The sequence below is a fragment of the Psychrobacter sp. 1044 genome, assembly GCF_904846525.1.
Classification (GTDB): Bacteria; Pseudomonadota; Gammaproteobacteria; order Pseudomonadales; family Moraxellaceae; genus Psychrobacter.
In genome coordinates, this window is the sequence record NZ_CAJHAZ010000005.1 from 128,891 (window position 1) to 149,147 (window position 20,257).

Genomic DNA, 20,257 nt, shown 5'->3' on the forward strand with positions numbered 1-20,257 from the left:
TCTTTTTTGCCGCTTCATTGTTAAAAATATACGCTTAGAATGACTAAACTTACTATTTTTAACGTCGAATCGCCTGCAAAATAGTCCCTGTCAGTGCCATAGTCGAATGTTCAACACGCCCTAACATCACAGTATTGAATTTATTTGTAATTGCATTGTAATACAGTCCATAAATTTTTACTTGGTGTTTCTTGAAGACTGATACGTTCATTATAGACTGTCTTATTTTTAGTCATGACTATTTTTGCTTAGGCTATTTTAAAGAAGCACGCTCAGCTTAACGTTTATTTTTAAGTGCTTTATTTTTAAGCGACTTGTTCTTAAGTGGCTTTCTCTAATGACTTTCTGACTGGTGCAAAACTACGTCTATGCGCAGATAATACGCCGTATTTTTCGATCGCCTCCATGTGTGCACGTGTTGGATAGCCTTTATGTTTGGCGATACCGTATTCTGGATGCTTGGCATCAAGCGCATACATGGCTTTGTCACGACTGACTTTAGCCAATATACTGGCGGCAGCAATGCTGGTATGACGCGCATCGCCCTTTACCCATGCTTGGCAATCGACAATCGATTTTTCTATACCCAATTCAGCGAGCATTGACTCATTTAATTCAGGGCAGCGATTACCATCGAATAAAACTTCGACCTGCCTCATAGAGTTTACAAGATGATGAGCAATGGCTTTTAACAACACTTCGGTACATAAGCGCATACCGAGCATCGTCGCTTGCAAGATATTGACTTGATCGATGACCGCTGCTGGGATCTCGGCGACAACATAACCAATAGCATGCTGCTGAACCAATGGATAAAGTCGGTCACGCTTCTTTTCACTCAGCTGCTTGGAGTCGGTCAAGATAGATAATGGCGTGTCCTTTAATGGCTGCATCTCAATCAATCCTGACCAAGTTTTAGGCAATATCGCAGCAGCCACATTGACGCTACCGAGCAACGGCCCACGTCCTGCTTCATCAACGCCCATTTGTAGCGTTGACTGCTGTAAGCCTTGCTCTACCTTGATCGGATACTGAGCAAGTAGCTCATCAATATCTACCTCACCCGATAAACAAATAGGCTCAACCAGCTGTAGATATTGACCTTTGATATCAATTTGCTCAATACTTACTTCGATCGGGGTGACAGAGTTGTGGGTTTGGTACTGGTTACTCATAGGGGCGCGGTATCTTTGTTATTAGGTATCTTTGTAATTAATAGAAGAAGAAATGATCGCAATCAATAATGGCTTAAATCCGATGTTTCTCTTGGATAAACCATTGCTCAATCACGCTATTAGCGGGATCATGATTACTCTGCTGTTGTAATAAGTGCTTGGTGGCGATGAGATCTTTTAATTGCTCAGCATAGGCACGCGGTTGCAATAGCCGCATGACCGTACGACAGATATTGTCACCACTCGCCTGCTCTTGGATCAGCTCAGGAACGATTGCAGTATTAGCCAAAATATTGGGCAGCGCCACATAAGGCACTTTGACCAAGCGTTTGGCAATCTGATAGGTGAGCTTATTTAATTGATAAACCACCACCATCGGTCGCTCTAACAGCATCGCCTCTAGCGTTGCAGTGCCAGATGCTAGCATTACAATATCTGAGGCTGCCATCGCTTGTTGGCTAAAGGCTGGCTGGCTAACATCATAAACCACAACGATGGCAGCACGTAGTTGCTCTGAGCGCTGATCAATAACATCTTGGACGATATATTGGTGATTCTGGTCGACAGTCGGAATGATAAAGCACAGCTTGGGGTCAAGCAATATCAACTTTTGAATACCATCCAGCATCAATGGCAAAATAGCCGTGATTTCACCGCGACGAGAGCCTGGCATTACACAAATAAGCTGGCTAACATCGTCAAATCGTTCAATAAAAAACTGCTGCAAGCCATCGTTGTGCCAAACCAGCTCACTACGGCGCTGATTGATCGGTGTCTCTAATAATGTTTGATCGATCGTACGCAACAGCGGATGACCAACGCATATTGCTGGATGATTATGACGCTCATAAACGGACAGCTCAAAGGGGAACAAACACAACACAAGGTCGGTCGCTGCTTTGATATTATGAATACGTGACTCACGCCATGCCCAAATAGAAGGGCTGACATACTGCACGCAGAATACGCCTTGCGGTTTTAACTTTTTAGCCACTCTAAGATTAAAATCAGGCGCATCAATGCCGATAAACCAATCAATATCAGCGGCTTTAAATGCGCTCAGTAATTCACGGCGCGCTTTAAGCAGGTCAGGCAATTGCGCCATGACTTCTACCAAACCCATTACCGCCAAACGCTCTAACGGAAAAATGCTTTGCAGCCCTTGCGCTTGCATCTTTGTACCACCGACCCCGACCCACACAATATCACCACGTAGATTATTCATCTGCTGCATGAAGTCTGCGCCCAAGCTATCCCCTGACACCTCACCTGCGACGATACCGATGACCAATGGCACAGTCTGTAATTCAGCACTTCGAATTTCAGTCTCTGTTTGGTCTATAAGGTTATGATATTGATCAGGCGTAGCAGAATCTGTCATGACAAGCTCTCGATATTAAAAAATACAATAAATGCATATAAAATAAATGAATGATTATTATAAAATATGACGCATAAAATCTGCGCGAAAGCTCTGTGATACCTAAGCATTCGCCATACTCACTATTTTATCGTCATACCTTTTATGTTGTCATCATACGTGACGATGATACAAATAGCTAAATTAGCTGATAAAAGCTAGAAATGACCACTTAACGGGTTAATTCGTTTTTCTATACGGACAGATAAATTGAGTAACAATCTTGCTTGTTGAAGCGCTCATATACGATTGGCGCTGAACAAGTATAACTAAGTTTTGGTTTCCTCATTCCAGTTATCAGTCAATTAACTGCGCGACTGCCCTTGTCAACCAACACTTTTGTCCGCATAATGAAACTCCCTATAAATCAGCTAGACGATATATAACCATGACAACATCAGTTACCCATAATGCAGATATTGACGACGTGAATATTGAAAAGTTCATTCCTTTGATCACTCCCGCTGAGCTAAAAACTGAGCTACCTTTATCAGATGCAGCCTATAAAACCGTATTAAACGGTCGTAATACCATCCAAAACATCTTGGACGGTAAAGACAAGCGCCTCTTTGTGGTCATCGGCCCCTGCTCTATTCATGATATCAAAGCCGCTCACGAATATGCCGATCGTTTGGCCATATTAGCAAAAGAAATCGAAGATAGCGTGTTTGTGGTGATGCGCGTATATTTTGAAAAGCCGCGTACAACCGTTGGCTGGAAAGGCATGATTAATGACCCTGATATGAATGACAGCTTCGATATCGAAAAAGGTCTGCGTACTGCCCGTAAGCTACTGCTCGATTTGAATGAAAAAGGTCTTCCTTGCGCCACCGAAGCATTAGACCCGAATACCCCGCAGTACATGCAGGATTTGATTAGCTGGTCAGCGATTGGCGCACGTACCACTGAGAGCCAAACGCATCGTGAAATGAGTTCAGGCTTATCGTGCCCAGTAGGCTTCAAGAATGGAACAGACGGCGGCATGACAGTCGCTGTTAACGCAATGCAAGCCGTAAAAGAAGGTCATAGCTTCTTAGGTTTGTCAGCAGATGGCAAAGTCTCAATCATCAAGTCTAAAGGCAACCCTTACGCGCACGTGGTACTTCGCGGTGGTAACGGCAAGCCCAACTATGACGAAACTGCGGTTGCACAAGTGGAAAATGAGCTAGCAAAAGGCAAAACCAATAGCAAGATTATGATTGACTCAAGCCATGCCAACTCAGGTAAAGACCCATATCTACAACCGATGGTTATCCAAAACGTTGCGGAACAAATCCAAAACGGCAATAAATCTATCATCGGTATGATGATTGAGAGTCATCTAAAGGGTGGCAATCAAAAACTGACCGCTGACTTAAGCCAGCTCGAATATGGCAAGTCTATCACTGACGGTTGCTTAGATTGGGAGAGTACGGTCACTGCCCTATATAATCTACGTGATATGGTTAAAGACGTTTTGCCTAACCGTTAATATTGACAGTCCCTCATCACGATAAAGATCACTCTATCTTGATAAGTTGCTCAGCAAAAAGCCCGTCTGACATGATATGTCAGACGGGCTTTTTTGTATGCTTTAACTTATTAGATTATCACGTTTAACTTTTCAACTTAACTGATAAAATATTACGCTTTATACATTTGCCGCACCTAAAACACTGTTTAGACTTTCAAGTACGTGCTTAGAAGAAGCCTGCTTTTGCAACTCAATCAACCGCTCATGCGCCATTTGACGACGTGGCTCAGCCAAGGTATTCCAACGCGCTAGCACTTGCAATAAGCGCGACGCCAAAACAGGATTGGCATCATCCAACTTTTTAATCACACCAATATAAAGCTCTAACCCTTCTGCCGTCCATAAAGCCGTTGGCTGCGAGGTAAAGGCACTGACCACTGAGCGTACACGATTGGGCGTATTCCAATCAAAATCTGCGTGAGCGATCAAGGATTGGATAGTATCAGCGGTCACAGTATCAGCAGACGCCTGCACACTAAACCATAAATCGATGACCAAATCATTATTTTGGAAGCGATTATAAAAGTCCGCCAAATACCCATCAGCATTTAGCAGTTGATGATTGACCATCGCTTTCAACGCACCGAAACGCTCCGTCATACAGCTTGCATCATCATACTGCTGCTGCGCCCATTCATCTGCGCCATCGACATTCGCGGTCAGCGCCATATCGAGCACCACATTACGTAAGGCACGGATGCCACGAGCTTCGGCACTATCTTCATAAGACTGCATTGGTAGCTGCTCATAAAGCTCAGCCCATTGATCTTCTAACGTCTCTGCAAGCTGCTGATACAAGTCGTCGCGCTGCGCTTTCACCAATGCTGGATCGTAATCTTTATGAATAGCAGACGCCAGCTCTTGCGCTGATGGAATATCAAGCAAGCGGGCAGCCAACATCGCATCCTCAGCCGCGAGCACAGGCAATGTCTGCGCTAGTGCTTGCAGATAGATGTCAGGACTGCTCTTCTCGCCTTGACCTTGTAGCAAGATGCGATTGACCAGCATCTGCGTCACTTGCCAGCGGTTAAAACCATTGGTTTCATGTTTGAGCAAAAATGCCAAATCTGCATCTTGATAATCATAATTGAGCTGTACTGGCGCACTAAAATCACGTAGCAAGGATACAACAGGCTCACGCGCTATATTTTTGAAGGTAAAGGTTTGCGTGGCTTGATCGAGTAGCAGCATACGCTCAGCCACAATGTCACCACTGTCTTTATCAAATAGCGCCGTCGCGACCGGAATAGGCAATGGTTTTGGCGCAGCAAAGCCACTGACATGACGGGTTTGCTGATTTAACGTAATCATCAGTGTCTGCGCTGCATGGTCATAATATTGATGACCAGACACCATTGGTGTGCCTGGCTGACGATACCAGTCGATAAAGCTTTCAATCTTGCTATCCGTGATGCTAAGTGCTGATAAAAAGTCCTCAACCGTCACCGCTTGCCCATCATAACGACGGAAATACTCATCCGTGCCTTTACGAAAATTCTCGGCTCCTAACGTATTGGCAATCATGCGTACAATTTCAGCGCCTTTCTCATAAACAGTCGTCGTATAAAAATTATTAATCTCGACAAAACTCTCAGGGCGTACTGGGTGTGCCAGTGGTCCTGCATCCTCCGCAAACTGATGAGCACGCAAGGTCGCCACATCGTCGATACGCTGTACGGCACTCGACTGCTGATCCGCTGAGAATGATTGATCGCGGTAAACAGTAAAGCCTTCTTTTAAGCACAATTGAAACCAATCACGGCAAGTGATGCGATTGCCTGTCCAGTTATGAAAATACTCATGGGCAATGATGGCTTTCACACTAAAGCTACGCGCATCCGTTGTCGTCTCAGGACTGGATAACACACAAGCGGTATTAAAAATATTCAGACCTTTGTTTTCCATCGCGCCCATATTAAACTGACTCACGGCAACAATCATATAGCGATCTAAATCGTAGGCACGACCATAATTGACCTCATCCCATTTCATCGAATCTTTCAACGCTTGCATACCGACATCACATTTATCGATGTCAGCAGACTTTGCGTATATTTCCAGCAACACCTCACGACCTTCGCTGGTGGTATAAGAATCAGTCAATACGTCTAAATCAGCGACAACGCAGGCAAATAGATAGCTTGGCTTATTGGTTGGATCATGCCATATAGCATAATGACGGTCTGGGGCATCTGCCACATTACCCGCTTCGACCAAGTTACCATTGGCTAATAGTGTTGGATAACGCTTAGCCGCCTCAAGACGCGTGGTAAATATCGCTAGCACATCAGGGCGGTCTGGATAAAAGGTGATCTTACGAAAACCTTCAGGCTCGCACTGAGTGACAAACATCGTCTCATCACCACTGCCCGCCATATAGAACCCTTCAAGTGCGGTATTGGTCTGCGGACAGATGCGTACTTGAATCTCTAAAACAACTTCATCAGGTGCATTAGCAATCGTCAACGTGCCTGCTTGTTGTTGATAATCCTCAGCCGTCAATGACTTACCATTCATCGTAATGGCGATCAGCTCCAACTCCTCACCGAATAATACGAGATCTCCTGCTGTTTGACGTACCATCTTCAGAGTGCTGTCTACCTGTGCATGATTTTCGAACAGTTTAATATCTAAATCAACCGTTTCCACATCAAAGCTAGGTTTCTGGTAATCTTTTAAATTAATTTTACTTGGTGCATGCGGTGGCACATCTGGCATATCAGGATTAATGATTTGAGCATCAGTTTCAGCAATAGACATGGGTATTCCTATTATTATTTATGGCAAAAAATATATATGGTAAAAAGCGGGATAATTTAGGTTAAGGCAGGTCATCAATTCGCATAGTTTTAAGACCATTAACATGATAATGGTATCTTGCTACATTGACCTAAACTGCCAAATTTCAAGAGCAGGTCGCAATTTTATTATGTTCATCGTCCATAACACTTATCAAAATTCGATGGCAATGAGAGAGTCGATATATCCAAAGAGCGGCATAATCAGCATCAATCACCCATTGGATAATCGCGATTAAAATGATTTAATAGGGTCACTGATGACCAACAATCGATAAACGGCCTATTATATGATAAAGCAAACTGCCAGTCGCTCAGACATTACGTTACCATTATTGATAGATTACGTTGAGGCTCTTTTGCCCTCACTAACCATACAAGCGAACGCATCCACAAACATTGAATCTACTGATAATGACACTGAGTTGCTGTGGGTCGTCCCAGACCAAAATGCGCGGTTAGCATTAAAGACACTGCTAAAAAATACCCGCTCACCACAAATATCGACACTATTAGAGCTCAATCAACGACAATTACCTGAACGTTATGAGCTCGCCTGTTTTTGGTTGCCCACACTCTCACCAGAGTTGCTGCAGCAGTATATTCCGCTGCTCATGCGCTATCGAGATCTTTATGCGGCACATCTGCTCATCGCTCTTGATGACACCCTAGATCTAAAAGCTTATGGCTTTACCCCATTTGATATCTTGCATGAGCCATCTTTAGAGATGAATACTACTGACCAAACAGAGCAGCCTTCATCTGCAAAGTCATCAGCGTCCGCCAGACTTTGGCAGTTCAATTTATATGATTATAAACAGCTGCCAAATTGGTTAAATGCGGATTATTGGGCCAATCCTGAAAATTGGGGCAAGCACCGCTGGTAGTGGATCTCATATCTATCTGTAAATTCTAGCATTATTTACAGTAATACTACTTACATAAAGTAACATTTAGTATATGATAGATAGCAATTGCCTAAGTTTTATCGTAAGCAGTTCAAAAAAAACAATTTTAATTAATTAAAATTTTAGGAGCTCATTATGTCAACCAGTTTTTCTAAGATCGCAGTCCTCGCTGTATTATCAAGCGCTGTGGCACTAACCACAGGTTGTGCGACCAAACGTGCTACTTCTGAAGTCGTGGTTGCCCCACTAGGTATCCCAGGTGGTCAAGTTGGATACACTGGCGCAGTCATCGTAGATAACTCAAGCGCGGTTATTATGGGCGCTGAAAACCTACAGGCGGTTGTTTACTTTGCTTTTGATAGCAGTGAAATTACTTCACAAGCAGCGAGCATTCTTAATCAACATGCCAGCTTGCTAAACTCGAATCCAGCAGCCAGCGTTGTTATCGCAGGTAATACTGATGATCGCGGTAGCCGTGAATACAACATGGCACTAGGTGAGCGCCGTGCTGCAGCAGCACGTGATTACCTTGCTACTCAAGGCGTCGCAGTAAACAATATCCGCATCATCAGCTATGGTGAAGAGCGCCCTGCTGCCGCTGGTAATACTGAAGAAGCTTATGCACTAAATCGCCGTGCTGAATTGTCTTACTAACACCAGTAAAACCAATCACAGTCGATAAAGCTCAACATATTTTATAATTGAAAGCCCAGCAATAATATATCGCTGGGCTTTTTGCATGTTACTAAGCGAACCAATCCAATAGATGTAATCAATGATGCCAAGCTCTATCTTAAACCTGACCAATGTCCAATATACCCAGCTCGATCCTGCAACGTGGTGCGCCACTGCACAAGTAAGCGAGCGTTCATCCCTCAACCTTAAAAGACTGTGGGATGAATTACTGTGGTCATCCGCTAACAATATATCGCAAGTAGATTTTCAGAAAATTTACGAGCTTCATTGGCATTATTGCCTGTCACCAGTAAGTTTATCAACACGTGAAATGGCGCAGCATCAACGTCAACTACAACGTAAAGGCGTTCGATTATTGCTACAACAATTACTGGATCAGCTAAAGTTGCGCGATACTTTGGATGAGTCAAATTTCCCGTATCGGCTTAGCAGCAGTGAATATTACGTATGCTTTAGTCATACAGGCAGCAAGAATCATGATATTAATCAAAATACTGTTCAGACAATCAATACATCATCAAACAGTAAAGTAACAGTGGTCATTAGTCGTCACCGTCCCATTGGTATTGATATTGAAACCAATCATGTAGCATGGCGAGTGGCACAGCGGTTTTATTCTGAGCATGAAATGGCTGCTTTACAAGCATTATCTCCACTTCAGCGTAAGATTATCGCTAAATTACTATGGCAAATAAAAGAAAGTTTTATCAAAATTTATCAATACAAACTGGCACAAGGGTTAGGAGTAGATTACTCCTACCTGATTGCTGATTTGATTCATGCTATTAGAGAGCCCTCACCTTTAATGGTCATAGCAGACATTAAGTCCGATTACCGTATCGCGGTATTGTCAGCGCAACAAACCATCGTTATTTTCTAGATTATTTATACATATGATTCATTCTAACAACTACCCTTTCAAAAACAAAAAAAACGACCCTAAAAAGGATCGTTTTTTCTTACTCTTCTTCTAATAACAGTACTTAAACTGTGATTAGATTAGAAACGGTAAGTTGCACCAAGCTTAACAATTGGCATCCACTCAAGATAATCTTTATCTTCTAGTTCTTTCTCAGCAAGAGCAGCAACATCCCCAGGAGTTACTCCAGGTACAATCGTGCCACCATCAGTAAAACCATCTTCTACACGTACTGGTCCAGTTTTACTTGCACTTACAGTAGCATTGGTTTTACCCATGTATGCTGCACCGATTTCACCAAACACACCCCAGTTGTTACCGATGTTAGGACGGAATCCGATAGTACCATAAGGTGCTAGTTTGTTACGATGTTCCATGCTGCCCTGTAGAGCACCTACATCGTCTGCAACATATGATACATCATTAATTTTGTATACGCCGCCATCTGGATTAGCAGTCACGTCAAAATCGTTGTCAGGTACGATGATACCAGCACCCATTGTGAACCAGTTACCAGTAGGACGTAATTGCACACCTAGGTATGGGTTGCTGAAATCAGAATCAACGTCATAGTTTACGTCGTTTGCGTCAAAGTCACCGCCGAATAGGTCAGCAACATCGCCACCTGCCCAACCAGCTTGTAGTTCAGTTTTCTCATTTAGTGACCAACCGATGTTAGCACCATAACCTAGTGTACCAACTTCAGCGCTAACAGAAGCTGGGTTGATAGCAGTTTGGAAGAAAGTCTTAGTACCACCAACAACAGCACCAGTAGTGTTGCGAACGATACCAGCGTCAGCATTGTATGCATAAGCAACAGGCTCAGCTTCATATGCAACAGCAACAGGCTCAGCTTCGTAAACAACTGCATCGTTACCATCAACAACGATAACAGGTTCAGCAGCTAGTGCAGCAGTTGACGCTAAAACGGCAGCAGAAATTGCTGTTAATTTAATAAGTCTCATAAATACTCTCCTAAAGTGTGGAATAAGTCGCCCATAAAAAATGACAATTTAGCTTTTTTTAAATCGATCATTTTGTTGAGCAGATTAAAACAATTTTGGCCGGAAAAGTCACCCCTCTAGGAGCGCTTTTTATTTGCCGTTATGTAAAGATTGCATAGATATTGTAATAATTACTACACCAATCCGCAAAACTTCGACTTTCTGTTACACAATGCTCTTAAAGTAACTCAGCAGTGCAAACATGAATATTGGTTAGCTTAATCTTCATGTAAGGATATTACAAAATATGTCATTATAATGACCTACCTCTTTATTCAACTCAATGACAGTTATATAGCTTATTACTACAGTTTGTTGTATTTTGTGAGATGGTGTAGTAATTATTGCTTTTAGAAAACTTTTCAGAAAAAAGTATTGGTATCAGTTTTCAATATTGTATGACTGTGTGACGTTAGTATTGATACATTTAGTATTGGGATATAAAGTAACTAGATCTTGTCTAGGCTTGATATTATGCTAAATTAGAGGTTAGGGAAAATGTGTCGCAAGGCTGCGTATTTACTTTTATCTGTTAATGCCTTGTTGTATTTCCTACTGTATTCTTTTTATTCTTATTGAGCCACTCATATGCCTAAAGTATCGTCGATTACCCGTGTGTTAGAGATTATCGAGGCGGTGTCCTATGCCTCAAAACCGCTCTCACCACTTGAGCTATCGCAAGAGCTTGATATTCCAAAGCCGACCATTCATCGATTGATTCAAAATTTGCTCGATGAAGGGTTTGTGACTGTGGATATTGGCGGCGGTATTATACCGGGCAAGCGGGTACGCAACTTGGGTGTTGAGCTTTGGCAGCAGCGATTGTTCTTTAATGAGCGACAAATGATCTTGCAAAAGCTGGTTGATGAGCTAAAAGAGACCTGCGGGATCGGTGTGCCTTATCAGATGAATATGATCTATACCAACCGTGCAAATACGACCTTGCCAATACAGATCTATTTGCCAGTGGGCGCAAAATCTCCAATGTGGTGTACAGCGACTGGCAAGCTATATTTAAGTCAGTTGCCGCGCACAAGCCGCGACAAAATACTGCAAAACCTGTCATTGGATAAGTTTACCAAAAATACGATCACCGATATCGATGCGCTAAACGCTGAGCTTGATCGTATCGCTGAAACAGGTATTGGTATCGATAATGAAGAGTTTATCTCTGAGATGGTGGCAATTGCCGTACCGATACGGGATAGAAAGTCGCGCTACCTTGCTTCGCTATATCTTCATGCACCGACCATACGAGTGTCTTTAGATGATCTCTTAACCCATGTCCCACGACTGCAAAAAGCAGCGAAAGATATTCAGTCGCTTGTCTATGACCTACCCAGCTAGATGATGCAATATAAGCAAAAAAAAGGTCTGCATTAAGATAATAATGCAGACCTTTTTCATAGGTACTTTGATAATTTAAGTCAATACTGAGCTGTCATGTCGCGCCATAATGCTTGAGAAATCTCTATCACCATTCTCGACAGTATGTGCAGCATAAAGCTCAGTCGCTTTAGCGCCCATCGGCGTCTCTACATGAGTATCTTCAGCGGTCTGCATGGCAAGGTTAAGATCCTTTTGCATGAGCTTACTCATAAATCCGCCTTGGTAGCCATTGCTAGAGGGGACATTCTCCATCACTTGCGGATAAGGGTTGTATACCTCTAGCGTCCAGTTACGACCTGAGCTTTGCAGCATAATATCTGATAGCACTTTAGGGTCCAGACCGTTTTTGACGCCTAAGTTAATCGCCTCTGCCGTTCCTGCCATCAGAATGCCTAACAGCATATTATTACAGATTTTTGCGACTTGTCCGGCACCATGGTCGCCTGCATGAAAGATATTTTTACCCATCACAGCCAGTATCGGCTCAGCTTTGGCAAAGGCATCAGTGCTGCCACCGACTATAAAGGTTAACGTACCAGCGATAGCACCACCCGTACCACCGGAGACTGGCGCATCTAAGAAGTCTATGCCAAGCTTACTTGCTGCCTCTGCGACCTTCCTTGCATCAGCCGCTGCAATGGTACTGCTGTCAATCACCAATGTGCCCTGTGGTAACTCTGCAAGTAGACCGTCAGCGCCATTATCTCCTAAATAGACAGAATGGACGTGCTTGCCAGCAGGCAACATACTGATAACGACCTGTACATGACGTGCAGCATCTTTAGGGCTGTCTGCTACACTGGCACCTGCTTGCTGCAAGCGCTCAGTTGCTTCTGCGGATAAATCATAAACCGAGAGCGGGTAACCTGCTTTTAACAAGTTCTCTGCCATTGGTGCGCCCATATTACCAAGCCCAATAAAAGCAATATTTGGCTTAGTAGTATCGTTATCGGTGGCATTTACATCCTTTGTATTCATCTCATCATTCCTTGATGGTTAGTATTAATCATGCGCGCAGGCGTTGCTACACATATAGCTGTAAACTATTTAATTGAGTGTAATTTTAATTTGATGTCTATATTGAATTGATAAATTCAATTTTTAACGCACAGACTGACTGCCTAAAGCCTCATCACCCAACCAATCGTCTAACGGATGCTCATCTTTAGCATAAGGATTCACAAAGTGCTGCTGTATGTACGCCTGCCCTTCGCTACTCAAGCAGTCTGCTAGTGAGCGTGACCACTGTGGATTACGATCTTTATCAATCAGTAGCGCACGTACGCCTTCTTTAAAGTCAGGATTGGCGGCACAATGTACAGCGACATTGGCTTCTAAATACAGAACTTGCTCTAGCGATAAGTCAGTGACTTTATAATAAAGCGCATAAGTTAAAGCAGCAGTCACTGGACAGCCATGGCGATAAGTATCTACTGCTCGCTGCGTCCAGCTATCATTGGCAAACTCTGTATCTATTTTTGCGAGTGCCGCATCACTTTGTAATAAAGCATCGATATCACCCAGTCCGCCGCTGTTCATCAACTGCTGAATAGATTGCCAATGGATTGCCAATTTACTAGCAGGCAACTCAGCAATTGGTTGCGCTGCAAGCACACGGCTAACGATACTATGAGCACTATTGTTATCGCATTTATCCGTACGACTAGCGGCAACCTGCCAATCACTCTGTTTTAAACCTTGTATGACGCCATCATAGTCACTACTGGCGACGGCATACTCTGCAAGATTGGCTAATAGCGCATCATTGCCATTACACATCGCGCCCGTTAACCCTAAAAACAAGCCCGTCTTAGCAGGCATACGCCGTAAGAACCAACTGCCAGAGGCATCAGGAAATAAGCCAATAGTAATCTCAGGCATGGCAAAGCGAGTGCGCTCTGTGACCAAGCGGTGACTACAACCTGCCATCAAGCCCATGCCGCCACCCATAATAATGCCGTCACCCCAGAGTATTAGTGGTTTGGAATAAAAGTGCATCTGCCGATAAAGACGATATTCATGACCAAAAAATTCTGTCGCATAAGGATTCGGTAGCGGTGCATCACTAGACATACTGTCATAAAGCTTACGAATATCACCGCCAGCACAAAACGCTTTGTCGCCTGCGCCTTTTAATAGCAATGCCACCACTTGCTCATCACCTTGCCACTGCTCTAGTTGTTGCGATAACAATTGACACATCTCAACGCTCAAAGCATTAAGAGATTTGGGCATATTTAACGTCATTATTCCAATCAGGTGACCACAATCTGTCGGCTCGGTGCTGAATAGTACCAGCGCGTCTGATGCGCCTTCTATAGCTACTGTCATAAAGGTGACCTACAAATATTAAAAGAAAAAATAGTATCATTAAGTTTGATTTTATGGCGTTTATTTATTTTTCCAAACGGGCTTACGCTTCTCTAAAAATGCTTGCACACCTTCGCGCTGATCTTCGGTATCAAATAGCTTAACAAAGGCTTCACGCTCATGGATAAGGTTTTGTGCAGGCGGTGTGTGTCTTGCTGCTTGAATAAGTGTTTTGGAATAACTGACCGCAACTGGTGATTGTTTAGCGACTTTTTGTGCCAAGGCTTGTGCTGTTTGTAATCCTTCACCTTTTGCAGTGACTTCTTCGACTAAGCCAATGCGTAGTGCAATCTGGGCATCGACGCGCTCGCCGCACAATATCATGCGCTTTGCCCAACCCTCGCCTACCAAAGCCGTTAGATTTTGCGTACCACCAGCACACGGCAATAAGCCCACACCAGTCTCAGGCAATGCCATTTGCGCATGCGCTTCTGCGATACGGATATCACAAGCGAGTGCGCACTCAAGACCACCACCCATCGCATAACCATTTATAACCGCGATACTAACGCCGCGATAGGCTGACAGTGCCTCAAATGCTTCACCAAAGGCGATCGCCATACTGATCGCGCGGCCTTTATCACCATCGGCAAAATTATTTAAATCAGCGCCTGCTGAAAAGAACTTCTCTCCATCACCATGAACGATTAGTGCATATACCTCGTCGTTGGCATTGAGGTCAGTAACCAGTTGCTTAAGCGCCTGTAGACTTTCCATCGTCCACGTATGAGCAGGTGGGTTATTTAGGGTTAGCGTCGCAATATGACCATTAATTGATAGTTTTAAGTTGGTATAATCCGTCATGAAATATCCTTGTTATAAAATCATTTTATTCATATAAATAGGTTAGCGCAGTTGGCTCAATGCATCATCTTGCATAAGCTGACGCGAGACAATCACGCGCATGATCTCATTGGTACCTTCCAAAATCTGATGTACGCGCAAATCTCGCACATGACGCTCAAGCGGATACTCATTGAGATAACCGTAGCCACCATGCAGCTGCAAGGCTTCGTTAGCAACATCAAAACAAAGATCGGTCGATAAACGCTTTGCCATTGCACAGTAAGTAGAGGCTTGAACATCGTTATTATCGACTTTGCTCGCCGCTAAATAGAGCATTTGCCTTGCGGTAATGGTTTGGGTCAGCATATCAGCAAGCTTAAACTGTACCGACTGTAAGCTAGCAATCGGGCTGCCAAACTGACTGCGCTCTTGTACATAATTGGTCGCTGTCTCAAGCGCCGCTTGCGCAGTACCGACTGCACAGATACCAATATTAATCCGCCCGCCATCTAGCCCTTTCATGGCAATACGAAAACCTTGACCTTCCTCGCCGATGAGATTTTCTACTGGCACTTTGACATCTTTAAAGCTAATCGTCCGTGTCGGCTGTGCTTTCCAGCCCATTTTATGCTCGTTTTTGCCGTATTCGATACCAGCACTGTCTGCATCAACGACGAATGCTGAAATCCCCTTTGGACCTGTAGCGCCCGTACGTGCCATAACGACCAACACATCGGTGGAGCCTGCGCCTGAGATAAAGGTTTTTTCGCCGTTAAGAATATAATGCTCGCCTTGCTTATCAGCTTTGGTACGCAGTGATGCGGCATCAGAACCGGCATTAGGTTCCGTTAGACAATAGCTGCCCAGCCATTCACCACTAACCATATTTGGCAAATATTTTTTGCACAATGCATCACTGCCAAACTCACCAATCATCCAGCCTGCCATATTATGAATACTCATATAAGCAGCGACCGCGGTATCACCCCATGCTAACTCCTCAAACACCATGGCAGAATCTAAACGCGGCAATCCCAAGCCATCATATTCAGGGTTGGTATATAACCCTAAAAATCCAAGCTCGCCTGATTTTTTAATGACATCAATCGGAAAATGCGAAGTGCGATCCCATTCAGCGGCATTGGGCTTTAGCTCTTTTTGTGCAAACTGTCTAGCAGTTTGGCGAAAGGCAATTTGGTCATCGGTCAATGAAAAATCCATGAGGTCATCCTTGTGCTGAATAGAGTGTATTAAAGCGTCAATGCAAATATAGGTGATTCAGCGTTAAATTGAAATAGTCGTATTAACACCGCGACTTGCTTCATCATCAAACCAGCGAGCCGTAACCGTCTTGGTTTGGGTATAAAATTGTACCGCCTGCTTACCATAAGGACCCAAATCACCAAGCTTACTAGCGCGTGAGCCTGAAAACGAGAACATTGGTAGTGGCACAGGAATCGGCAAGTTAATACCAATTTGACCGACTTGGATATCTTGTTGGAATTTATGCGCGGCAGCTCCTGACTGAGTAAAGATAGCCGTGCCGTTACCATGCGGATTGGCATTGAGCATCTCAATTGCTTCATCTAAGCTGTTGGCACGCATGATACACAGTACAGGTCCAAAAATTTCTTCTTTATAAATTTGCATATCGCTTGTGACATTATCAAAAATAGTCGGTCCTACGAAGTTACCCTTTTCATAACCCTCAACGGCAATACCACGACCATCCAGTATCAAACTCGCCCCTTCCTCTACGCCTGTGCCAATCAAATGCTCAACACGCGCTTTTGCGGCAGGAGAAATAAGGGGACCCAAATCTTTATCATGTTTACCAGCTGAGACGATTAAACCCTCAGCTTTGGCTTTGATATCATCAATCCACTCACCGGCAGCACCGACAAGGACAACCACAGATAACGCCATACAGCGTTGACCAGCAGCACCAAATGCCGCGCCTGCTAGTTGATTCAGCGTTTGCTCTTTATTAGCATCCGGCAAGATAACACCATGGTTTTTCGCGCCCATCATACACTGTGCGCGTTTGCCTGATTGACTGGCACGCTCATAAACGTGTTTGCCGACGTTGGTCGAACCCACAAAAGAGACTGCTTTAATATCAGGATGATCACAAATCGCATCAACGGTAGCTTTGCCGCCATGCACCACGTTTAGCACCCCTTCAGGTACGCCCGCTTCAACAGCAAGCTCTACCAAACGCATAGTCACCATCGGATCTTGTTCAGATGGTTTTAGGATAAAAGTGTTGCCCGTGGCAATCGCCATTGGGAACATCCACAGTGGAATCATCGCTGGGAAGTTAAACGGCGTAATGCCTGCACAGACACCCAGTGGCTGCCAAATACTATATGTATCCACGCCTGATGCAACGTTTTCAACGAAGTCACCTATTTGCAAATTGGCAATGCCTGCCGCATGTTCAACCACTTCTAAACCACGAAATACATCACCGCGTGCATCAGCAATCGTCTTACCCTGCTCTGCCGTCAGTATTTCTGCCAGCTCGTCCATGTGGTCGCGAATCAATGCCTGATATTTTAGAAAGATACGGGCACGTGTGGTAATCGGTGTTTTGCGCCACGTTTGAAACGCTGCTTGAGCAGCAGCGACCGCTTGATTGATTTCATCATCAGTAGTTTGCGGTACTTTAGCAATGACTTCTTGCGTGGCAGGATCGGTGATATCAATCCATTCACTGGTATTAGAATCAACAAATTGACCATTGATGAGCTGCTTGACGTGGTGCATAAGATATCCTTATCTTGTTTGCGAGACTACCCTTTAGCGGTGTCTTAATATTCAAAAAGAGAGAAAAAATGATGAGCTTTTATCGATCAAACGTATTTTATAAAATGATTTATTTCGTATCGTTATTGACTATACCAATAAACCATTTTTAGGGTCAAGCGCTTTGTCAAAATTTTATCTGAGTTTATGTTAACGAGAAAAACTTTATGTAAGGTATATTTTCAGTTTGAGCGAAAGCGACTAAGTGGTGATAAAAATGAGGAGGCACCTTAAATTGAAAACAAAAAAGCCCATGATTGTGCATGAGCTTTTTTTCAATATTAACGTTAGATGGCTTTTTTCAATTAATACGCCATCGTATTAGTAGTCTTTCATAGACTGCTTAATCGCCTCAATCGCTGTTGGATTATCAAGCGTTGACATATCTCCTGTTTCGTTACCTTCTGCTAAAGCACGAATGGCTCGACGTAAGATTTTGCCAGAGCGCGTTTTTGGTAGCGCTTGCGGAAAATAAATTGCCGCTGGCCTTGCGATACCACCGAGGGATTTGACCACAGCACCGATGACCTGCTGCTCAATACGGAAACGATTTTCGGTGGTCGTGACTTGTTCATGATCTCTCAGCACACAAAAGGCTATCGGCAACTCTCCTTTCAATTCATCATGAATACCCACAACCGCACATTCTGCCATTTCTGGATGCGTGCTAATCGCCTCTTCAATTTCTTGCGTGCCAATACGATGACCGGCAACGTTAATCACATCGTCAGTTCGTCCTAAAATATAAAAATACCCCTCCTCATCAGTCACGGCATAGTCTGAGGTTGAGTATTGCTTGCCATCAAACAGACCAAAATAACTGCTAATAAAGCGTTCGTCATTTCGCCATACCGTGGTCAGACAACCGGGCGGCAATGGTGCACGAATCGCGAGCAGTCCTTTTTCGCCAGCTTTACAAGGTTCGCCAGTTTCTTCATTAATGACATGCGCATCATAACCATACATGGGATAACCAGGCGAACCTTGCTTGTGTGGCTTATGATTGAACTTGGGCGTGTTACTTAAAATGGGCCAGCCAGACTCTGTTTGCCAATAATGGTCTAAAATTGGCACACCTAAATGCTTAGTCAGCCAATTGGCTGTCGATTCATCCAGTGGTTCACCTGCCAAAAAGAAGGATTTTACGCTGGAGACATCATAGCGCGTCATCCATGTCTCATCTTGTTTTTTCAGCATACGGACACCCGTCGGTGCCGTGAATAAAATATTGACCTTGTTTGCTTCGACAATTCGCCACCAAATACCGGGGTTTGGGCGATGCGGCAGACCTTCATACATCACACTCGTCATGCCAGCCAGCAATGGTGCGTAAATAGTGTAAGAATGCCCGACCGCCCAGCCGATATCTGATATCGCCCAAAATGTCTCGCCCGCCTTGCCATCGTAGATATAGTCCATCGACGTCGTTAGCGCAACCGCGTGACCACCGGTATCCCGTTGTACACCTTTTGGCGTGCCAGTGGTGCCTGAAGTATACAGAAGATACGACGGCGTATTTGACTCAAGCCAAACTGGCTCGACAATCGCATTGGCTTCACAGCTGATACGGCGCTGGGTTGCATAATCAACATCAATATTTTTTGGCTCAAATGGTAAAATGCCACGATTGATGACCAATACATGTTCGGGCTTAACTGTTGCTTGCTCGACCCCTTGATTGACAAGATTTTTATAATTAATAACTTTACCACCGCGCAAACCTGCATCCACCGTGATGACCATTTTTGCTTCGGCATCATCCATACGAATGGCTAAGTTATGGGCAGCAAAACCACCAAATACCACAGAATGTACCGCACCGATACGAGCGCAAGCCAACATGGCATAAGCGGCTTCTAGAATCATCGGCATGTAAATGACAACGCGATCGCCCTTGCCAATACCATGACGCTGTAGCACATCGGCAAAATAATTGACTTCTTTATATAGGTCATTATAGGTCAGACGACGTTTGGTATAGTCCGTATAAAGCTCAACGTTATTACCCAAGTCTTTAAACGCATCGACGACTGCAGGAAAGGTTTCGATTAACTCTTGGTTAATCTCAGAGGATAACCAGATAAAAGCATCCTGCTCTGCGCGTTCTGCAAGGTGACGATCGACACAGTTATAGCAAAGATTGGTCTCGCCACCGACATACCACTGCGCAAATGGCAGATTACTGTCATCAAGAATTTGTTCAGGCTCTTTATGCCAATAGATACGCTTTGCTTGCTCTGCCCAAAACTGCTCTTTATTTTCAATAGAAGAGTGATAAATTTCAGCAAAAGTTTGAGTGGTATTAGATAACGCTTGAGAAGTCTGAGCTTGCTCTGACGATTGGTTGGTCACTGAAGTGGCGGTTTGCTCGCTCATAATAGCTGTCCTTAGCATAAATGATGGGTAATACGATGTAATATTGTCTAACAATGTCATAGTAAAGATTGGCTATCCCTGCCAGCTATCTCTAA

General features: G+C 44.0%; 15 protein-coding genes. 5 read left to right on the forward strand and 10 right to left on the reverse strand.

What is annotated here, in order from left to right; genetic code table 11:
* Positions 1 to 320 precede the first annotated feature (320 nt).
* Together JMX82_RS04940 and lpxB are read right to left on the reverse strand one after the other, a co-directional pair.
* Positions 321 to 1,175 carry a ribonuclease HII gene (locus tag JMX82_RS04940; protein WP_201539701.1) on the reverse strand — a complete coding sequence of 285 codons (855 nt, stop codon included), beginning with the start codon at positions 1,173 to 1,175 and terminating at the stop codon, positions 321 to 323.
* Positions 1,176 to 1,248: 73 nt separating this feature from the next.
* Complete coding sequence (lpxB, locus tag JMX82_RS04945; RefSeq protein WP_227676339.1) at positions 1,249 to 2,556, reverse strand: lipid-A-disaccharide synthase; 1,308 nt, start codon at positions 2,554 to 2,556, stop codon at positions 1,249 to 1,251.
* A gap of 427 nt (positions 2,557 to 2,983) precedes the next feature.
* Between lpxB and JMX82_RS04950 the strand changes: the two genes are divergently transcribed.
* Positions 2,984 to 4,066, forward strand: a complete 1,083-nt coding sequence (locus JMX82_RS04950) for a 3-deoxy-7-phosphoheptulonate synthase (protein ID WP_060491198.1) — start codon at positions 2,984 to 2,986, stop codon at positions 4,064 to 4,066.
* A 159-nt stretch (positions 4,067 to 4,225) separates the two neighbouring features.
* On the opposite strand, the gene pepN is transcribed toward JMX82_RS04950, so the two are convergent.
* Positions 4,226 to 6,826 carry an aminopeptidase N gene (gene pepN / locus JMX82_RS04955; RefSeq protein WP_201539752.1) on the reverse strand — a complete coding sequence of 867 codons (2,601 nt, stop codon included), beginning with the start codon at positions 6,824 to 6,826 and terminating at the stop codon, positions 4,226 to 4,228.
* Between the two features lie 370 nt (positions 6,827 to 7,196).
* On the opposite strand from pepN, the gene JMX82_RS04960 reads away from it, so the two are divergent.
* The 3 genes from JMX82_RS04960 to JMX82_RS04970 all read left to right on the forward strand — a co-directional run bounded on the left by JMX82_RS04960 (position 7,197) and on the right by JMX82_RS04970 (position 9,390).
* On the forward strand, positions 7,197 to 7,793 hold the full coding sequence (locus tag JMX82_RS04960; RefSeq protein WP_201539702.1) for a DUF6231 family protein: 597 nt from the start codon (positions 7,197 to 7,199) through the stop codon (positions 7,791 to 7,793).
* Between the two features lie 156 nt (positions 7,794 to 7,949).
* The gene (gene pal, locus JMX82_RS04965; RefSeq protein ID WP_201539703.1) at positions 7,950 to 8,468 is read left to right on the forward strand and encodes a peptidoglycan-associated lipoprotein Pal; all 519 of its coding nucleotides are present in this window, start codon (positions 7,950 to 7,952) and stop codon (positions 8,466 to 8,468) included.
* A 121-nt stretch (positions 8,469 to 8,589) separates the two neighbouring features.
* Positions 8,590 to 9,390, forward strand: a complete 801-nt coding sequence (locus JMX82_RS04970; RefSeq protein WP_201539704.1) for a 4'-phosphopantetheinyl transferase family protein — start codon at positions 8,590 to 8,592, stop codon at positions 9,388 to 9,390.
* Between the two features lie 119 nt (positions 9,391 to 9,509).
* Here JMX82_RS04970 and JMX82_RS04975 read toward each other — a convergent pair whose 3' ends face one another.
* Positions 9,510 to 10,394, reverse strand: a complete 885-nt coding sequence (locus JMX82_RS04975) for a hypothetical protein (protein WP_201539705.1) — start codon at positions 10,392 to 10,394, stop codon at positions 9,510 to 9,512.
* A gap of 627 nt (positions 10,395 to 11,021) precedes the next feature.
* On the opposite strand from JMX82_RS04975, the gene JMX82_RS04980 reads away from it, so the two are divergent.
* The gene (locus JMX82_RS04980) at positions 11,022 to 11,780 is read left to right on the forward strand and encodes an IclR family transcriptional regulator (RefSeq protein WP_045446365.1); all 759 of its coding nucleotides are present in this window, start codon (positions 11,022 to 11,024) and stop codon (positions 11,778 to 11,780) included.
* 75 nt (positions 11,781 to 11,855) lie between these two features.
* Here JMX82_RS04980 and mmsB read toward each other — a convergent pair whose 3' ends face one another.
* From mmsB to JMX82_RS05010, 6 genes are all read right to left on the reverse strand, one after another.
* Complete coding sequence (gene mmsB / locus JMX82_RS04985; RefSeq protein ID WP_201539706.1) at positions 11,856 to 12,800, reverse strand: 3-hydroxyisobutyrate dehydrogenase; 945 nt, start codon at positions 12,798 to 12,800, stop codon at positions 11,856 to 11,858.
* A 123-nt stretch (positions 12,801 to 12,923) separates the two neighbouring features.
* Positions 12,924 to 14,153, reverse strand: a complete 1,230-nt coding sequence (locus JMX82_RS04990) for an enoyl-CoA hydratase/isomerase family protein (RefSeq protein ID WP_201539707.1) — start codon at positions 14,151 to 14,153, stop codon at positions 12,924 to 12,926.
* A gap of 60 nt (positions 14,154 to 14,213) precedes the next feature.
* Positions 14,214 to 14,996, reverse strand: coding sequence for an enoyl-CoA hydratase (locus tag JMX82_RS04995; protein WP_201539708.1), 783 nt, complete (start codon positions 14,994 to 14,996; stop codon positions 14,214 to 14,216).
* 42 nt (positions 14,997 to 15,038) lie between these two features.
* The gene (locus tag JMX82_RS05000; protein WP_201539709.1) at positions 15,039 to 16,199 is read right to left on the reverse strand and encodes an acyl-CoA dehydrogenase family protein; all 1,161 of its coding nucleotides are present in this window, start codon (positions 16,197 to 16,199) and stop codon (positions 15,039 to 15,041) included.
* A 63-nt stretch (positions 16,200 to 16,262) separates the two neighbouring features.
* Positions 16,263 to 17,747 (reverse strand): CoA-acylating methylmalonate-semialdehyde dehydrogenase, encoded by a 1,485-nt coding sequence (locus tag JMX82_RS05005; RefSeq protein ID WP_201539710.1) that lies wholly within the window; start codon positions 17,745 to 17,747, stop codon positions 16,263 to 16,265.
* A 360-nt stretch (positions 17,748 to 18,107) separates the two neighbouring features.
* Positions 18,108 to 20,162, reverse strand: a complete 2,055-nt coding sequence (locus tag JMX82_RS05010; RefSeq protein ID WP_201539711.1) for a propionate--CoA ligase — start codon at positions 20,160 to 20,162, stop codon at positions 18,108 to 18,110.
* Positions 20,163 to 20,257 lie beyond the last annotated feature (95 nt).

Bases quoted from the DNA above. Each gene is read 5' to 3' on its own strand.
- JMX82_RS04940 (WP_201539701.1), bottom strand. From the start codon at position 1,175: ATGAGTAACCAGTACCAAACCCACAACTCTGTCACCCCGATCGAAGTA.
- mmsB (WP_201539706.1), bottom strand. From the start codon at position 12,800: ATGAATACAAAGGATGTAAATGCCACCGATAACGATACTACTAAGCCA.
- pepN (WP_201539752.1), bottom strand. From the start codon at position 6,826: ATGCCAGATGTGCCACCGCATGCACCAAGTAAAATTAATTTAAAAGAT.
- lpxB (WP_227676339.1), bottom strand. From the start codon at position 2,556: ATGACAGATTCTGCTACGCCTGATCAATATCATAACCTTATAGACCAA.
- JMX82_RS04980 (WP_045446365.1), top strand. From the start codon at position 11,022: ATGCCTAAAGTATCGTCGATTACCCGTGTGTTAGAGATTATCGAGGCG.
- pal (WP_201539703.1), top strand. From the start codon at position 7,950: ATGTCAACCAGTTTTTCTAAGATCGCAGTCCTCGCTGTATTATCAAGC.
- JMX82_RS04960 (WP_201539702.1), top strand. From the start codon at position 7,197: ATGATAAAGCAAACTGCCAGTCGCTCAGACATTACGTTACCATTATTG.
- JMX82_RS05010 (WP_201539711.1), bottom strand. From the start codon at position 20,162: ATGAGCGAGCAAACCGCCACTTCAGTGACCAACCAATCGTCAGAGCAA.
- JMX82_RS04975 (WP_201539705.1), bottom strand. From the start codon at position 10,394: ATGAGACTTATTAAATTAACAGCAATTTCTGCTGCCGTTTTAGCGTCA.
- JMX82_RS04995 (WP_201539708.1), bottom strand. From the start codon at position 14,996: ATGACGGATTATACCAACTTAAAACTATCAATTAATGGTCATATTGCG.
- JMX82_RS04970 (WP_201539704.1), top strand. From the start codon at position 8,590: ATGATGCCAAGCTCTATCTTAAACCTGACCAATGTCCAATATACCCAG.
- JMX82_RS04990 (WP_201539707.1), bottom strand. From the start codon at position 14,153: ATGACAGTAGCTATAGAAGGCGCATCAGACGCGCTGGTACTATTCAGC.
- JMX82_RS05000 (WP_201539709.1), bottom strand. From the start codon at position 16,199: ATGGATTTTTCATTGACCGATGACCAAATTGCCTTTCGCCAAACTGCT.
- JMX82_RS04950 (WP_060491198.1), top strand. From the start codon at position 2,984: ATGACAACATCAGTTACCCATAATGCAGATATTGACGACGTGAATATT.
- JMX82_RS05005 (WP_201539710.1), bottom strand. From the start codon at position 17,747: ATGCACCACGTCAAGCAGCTCATCAATGGTCAATTTGTTGATTCTAAT.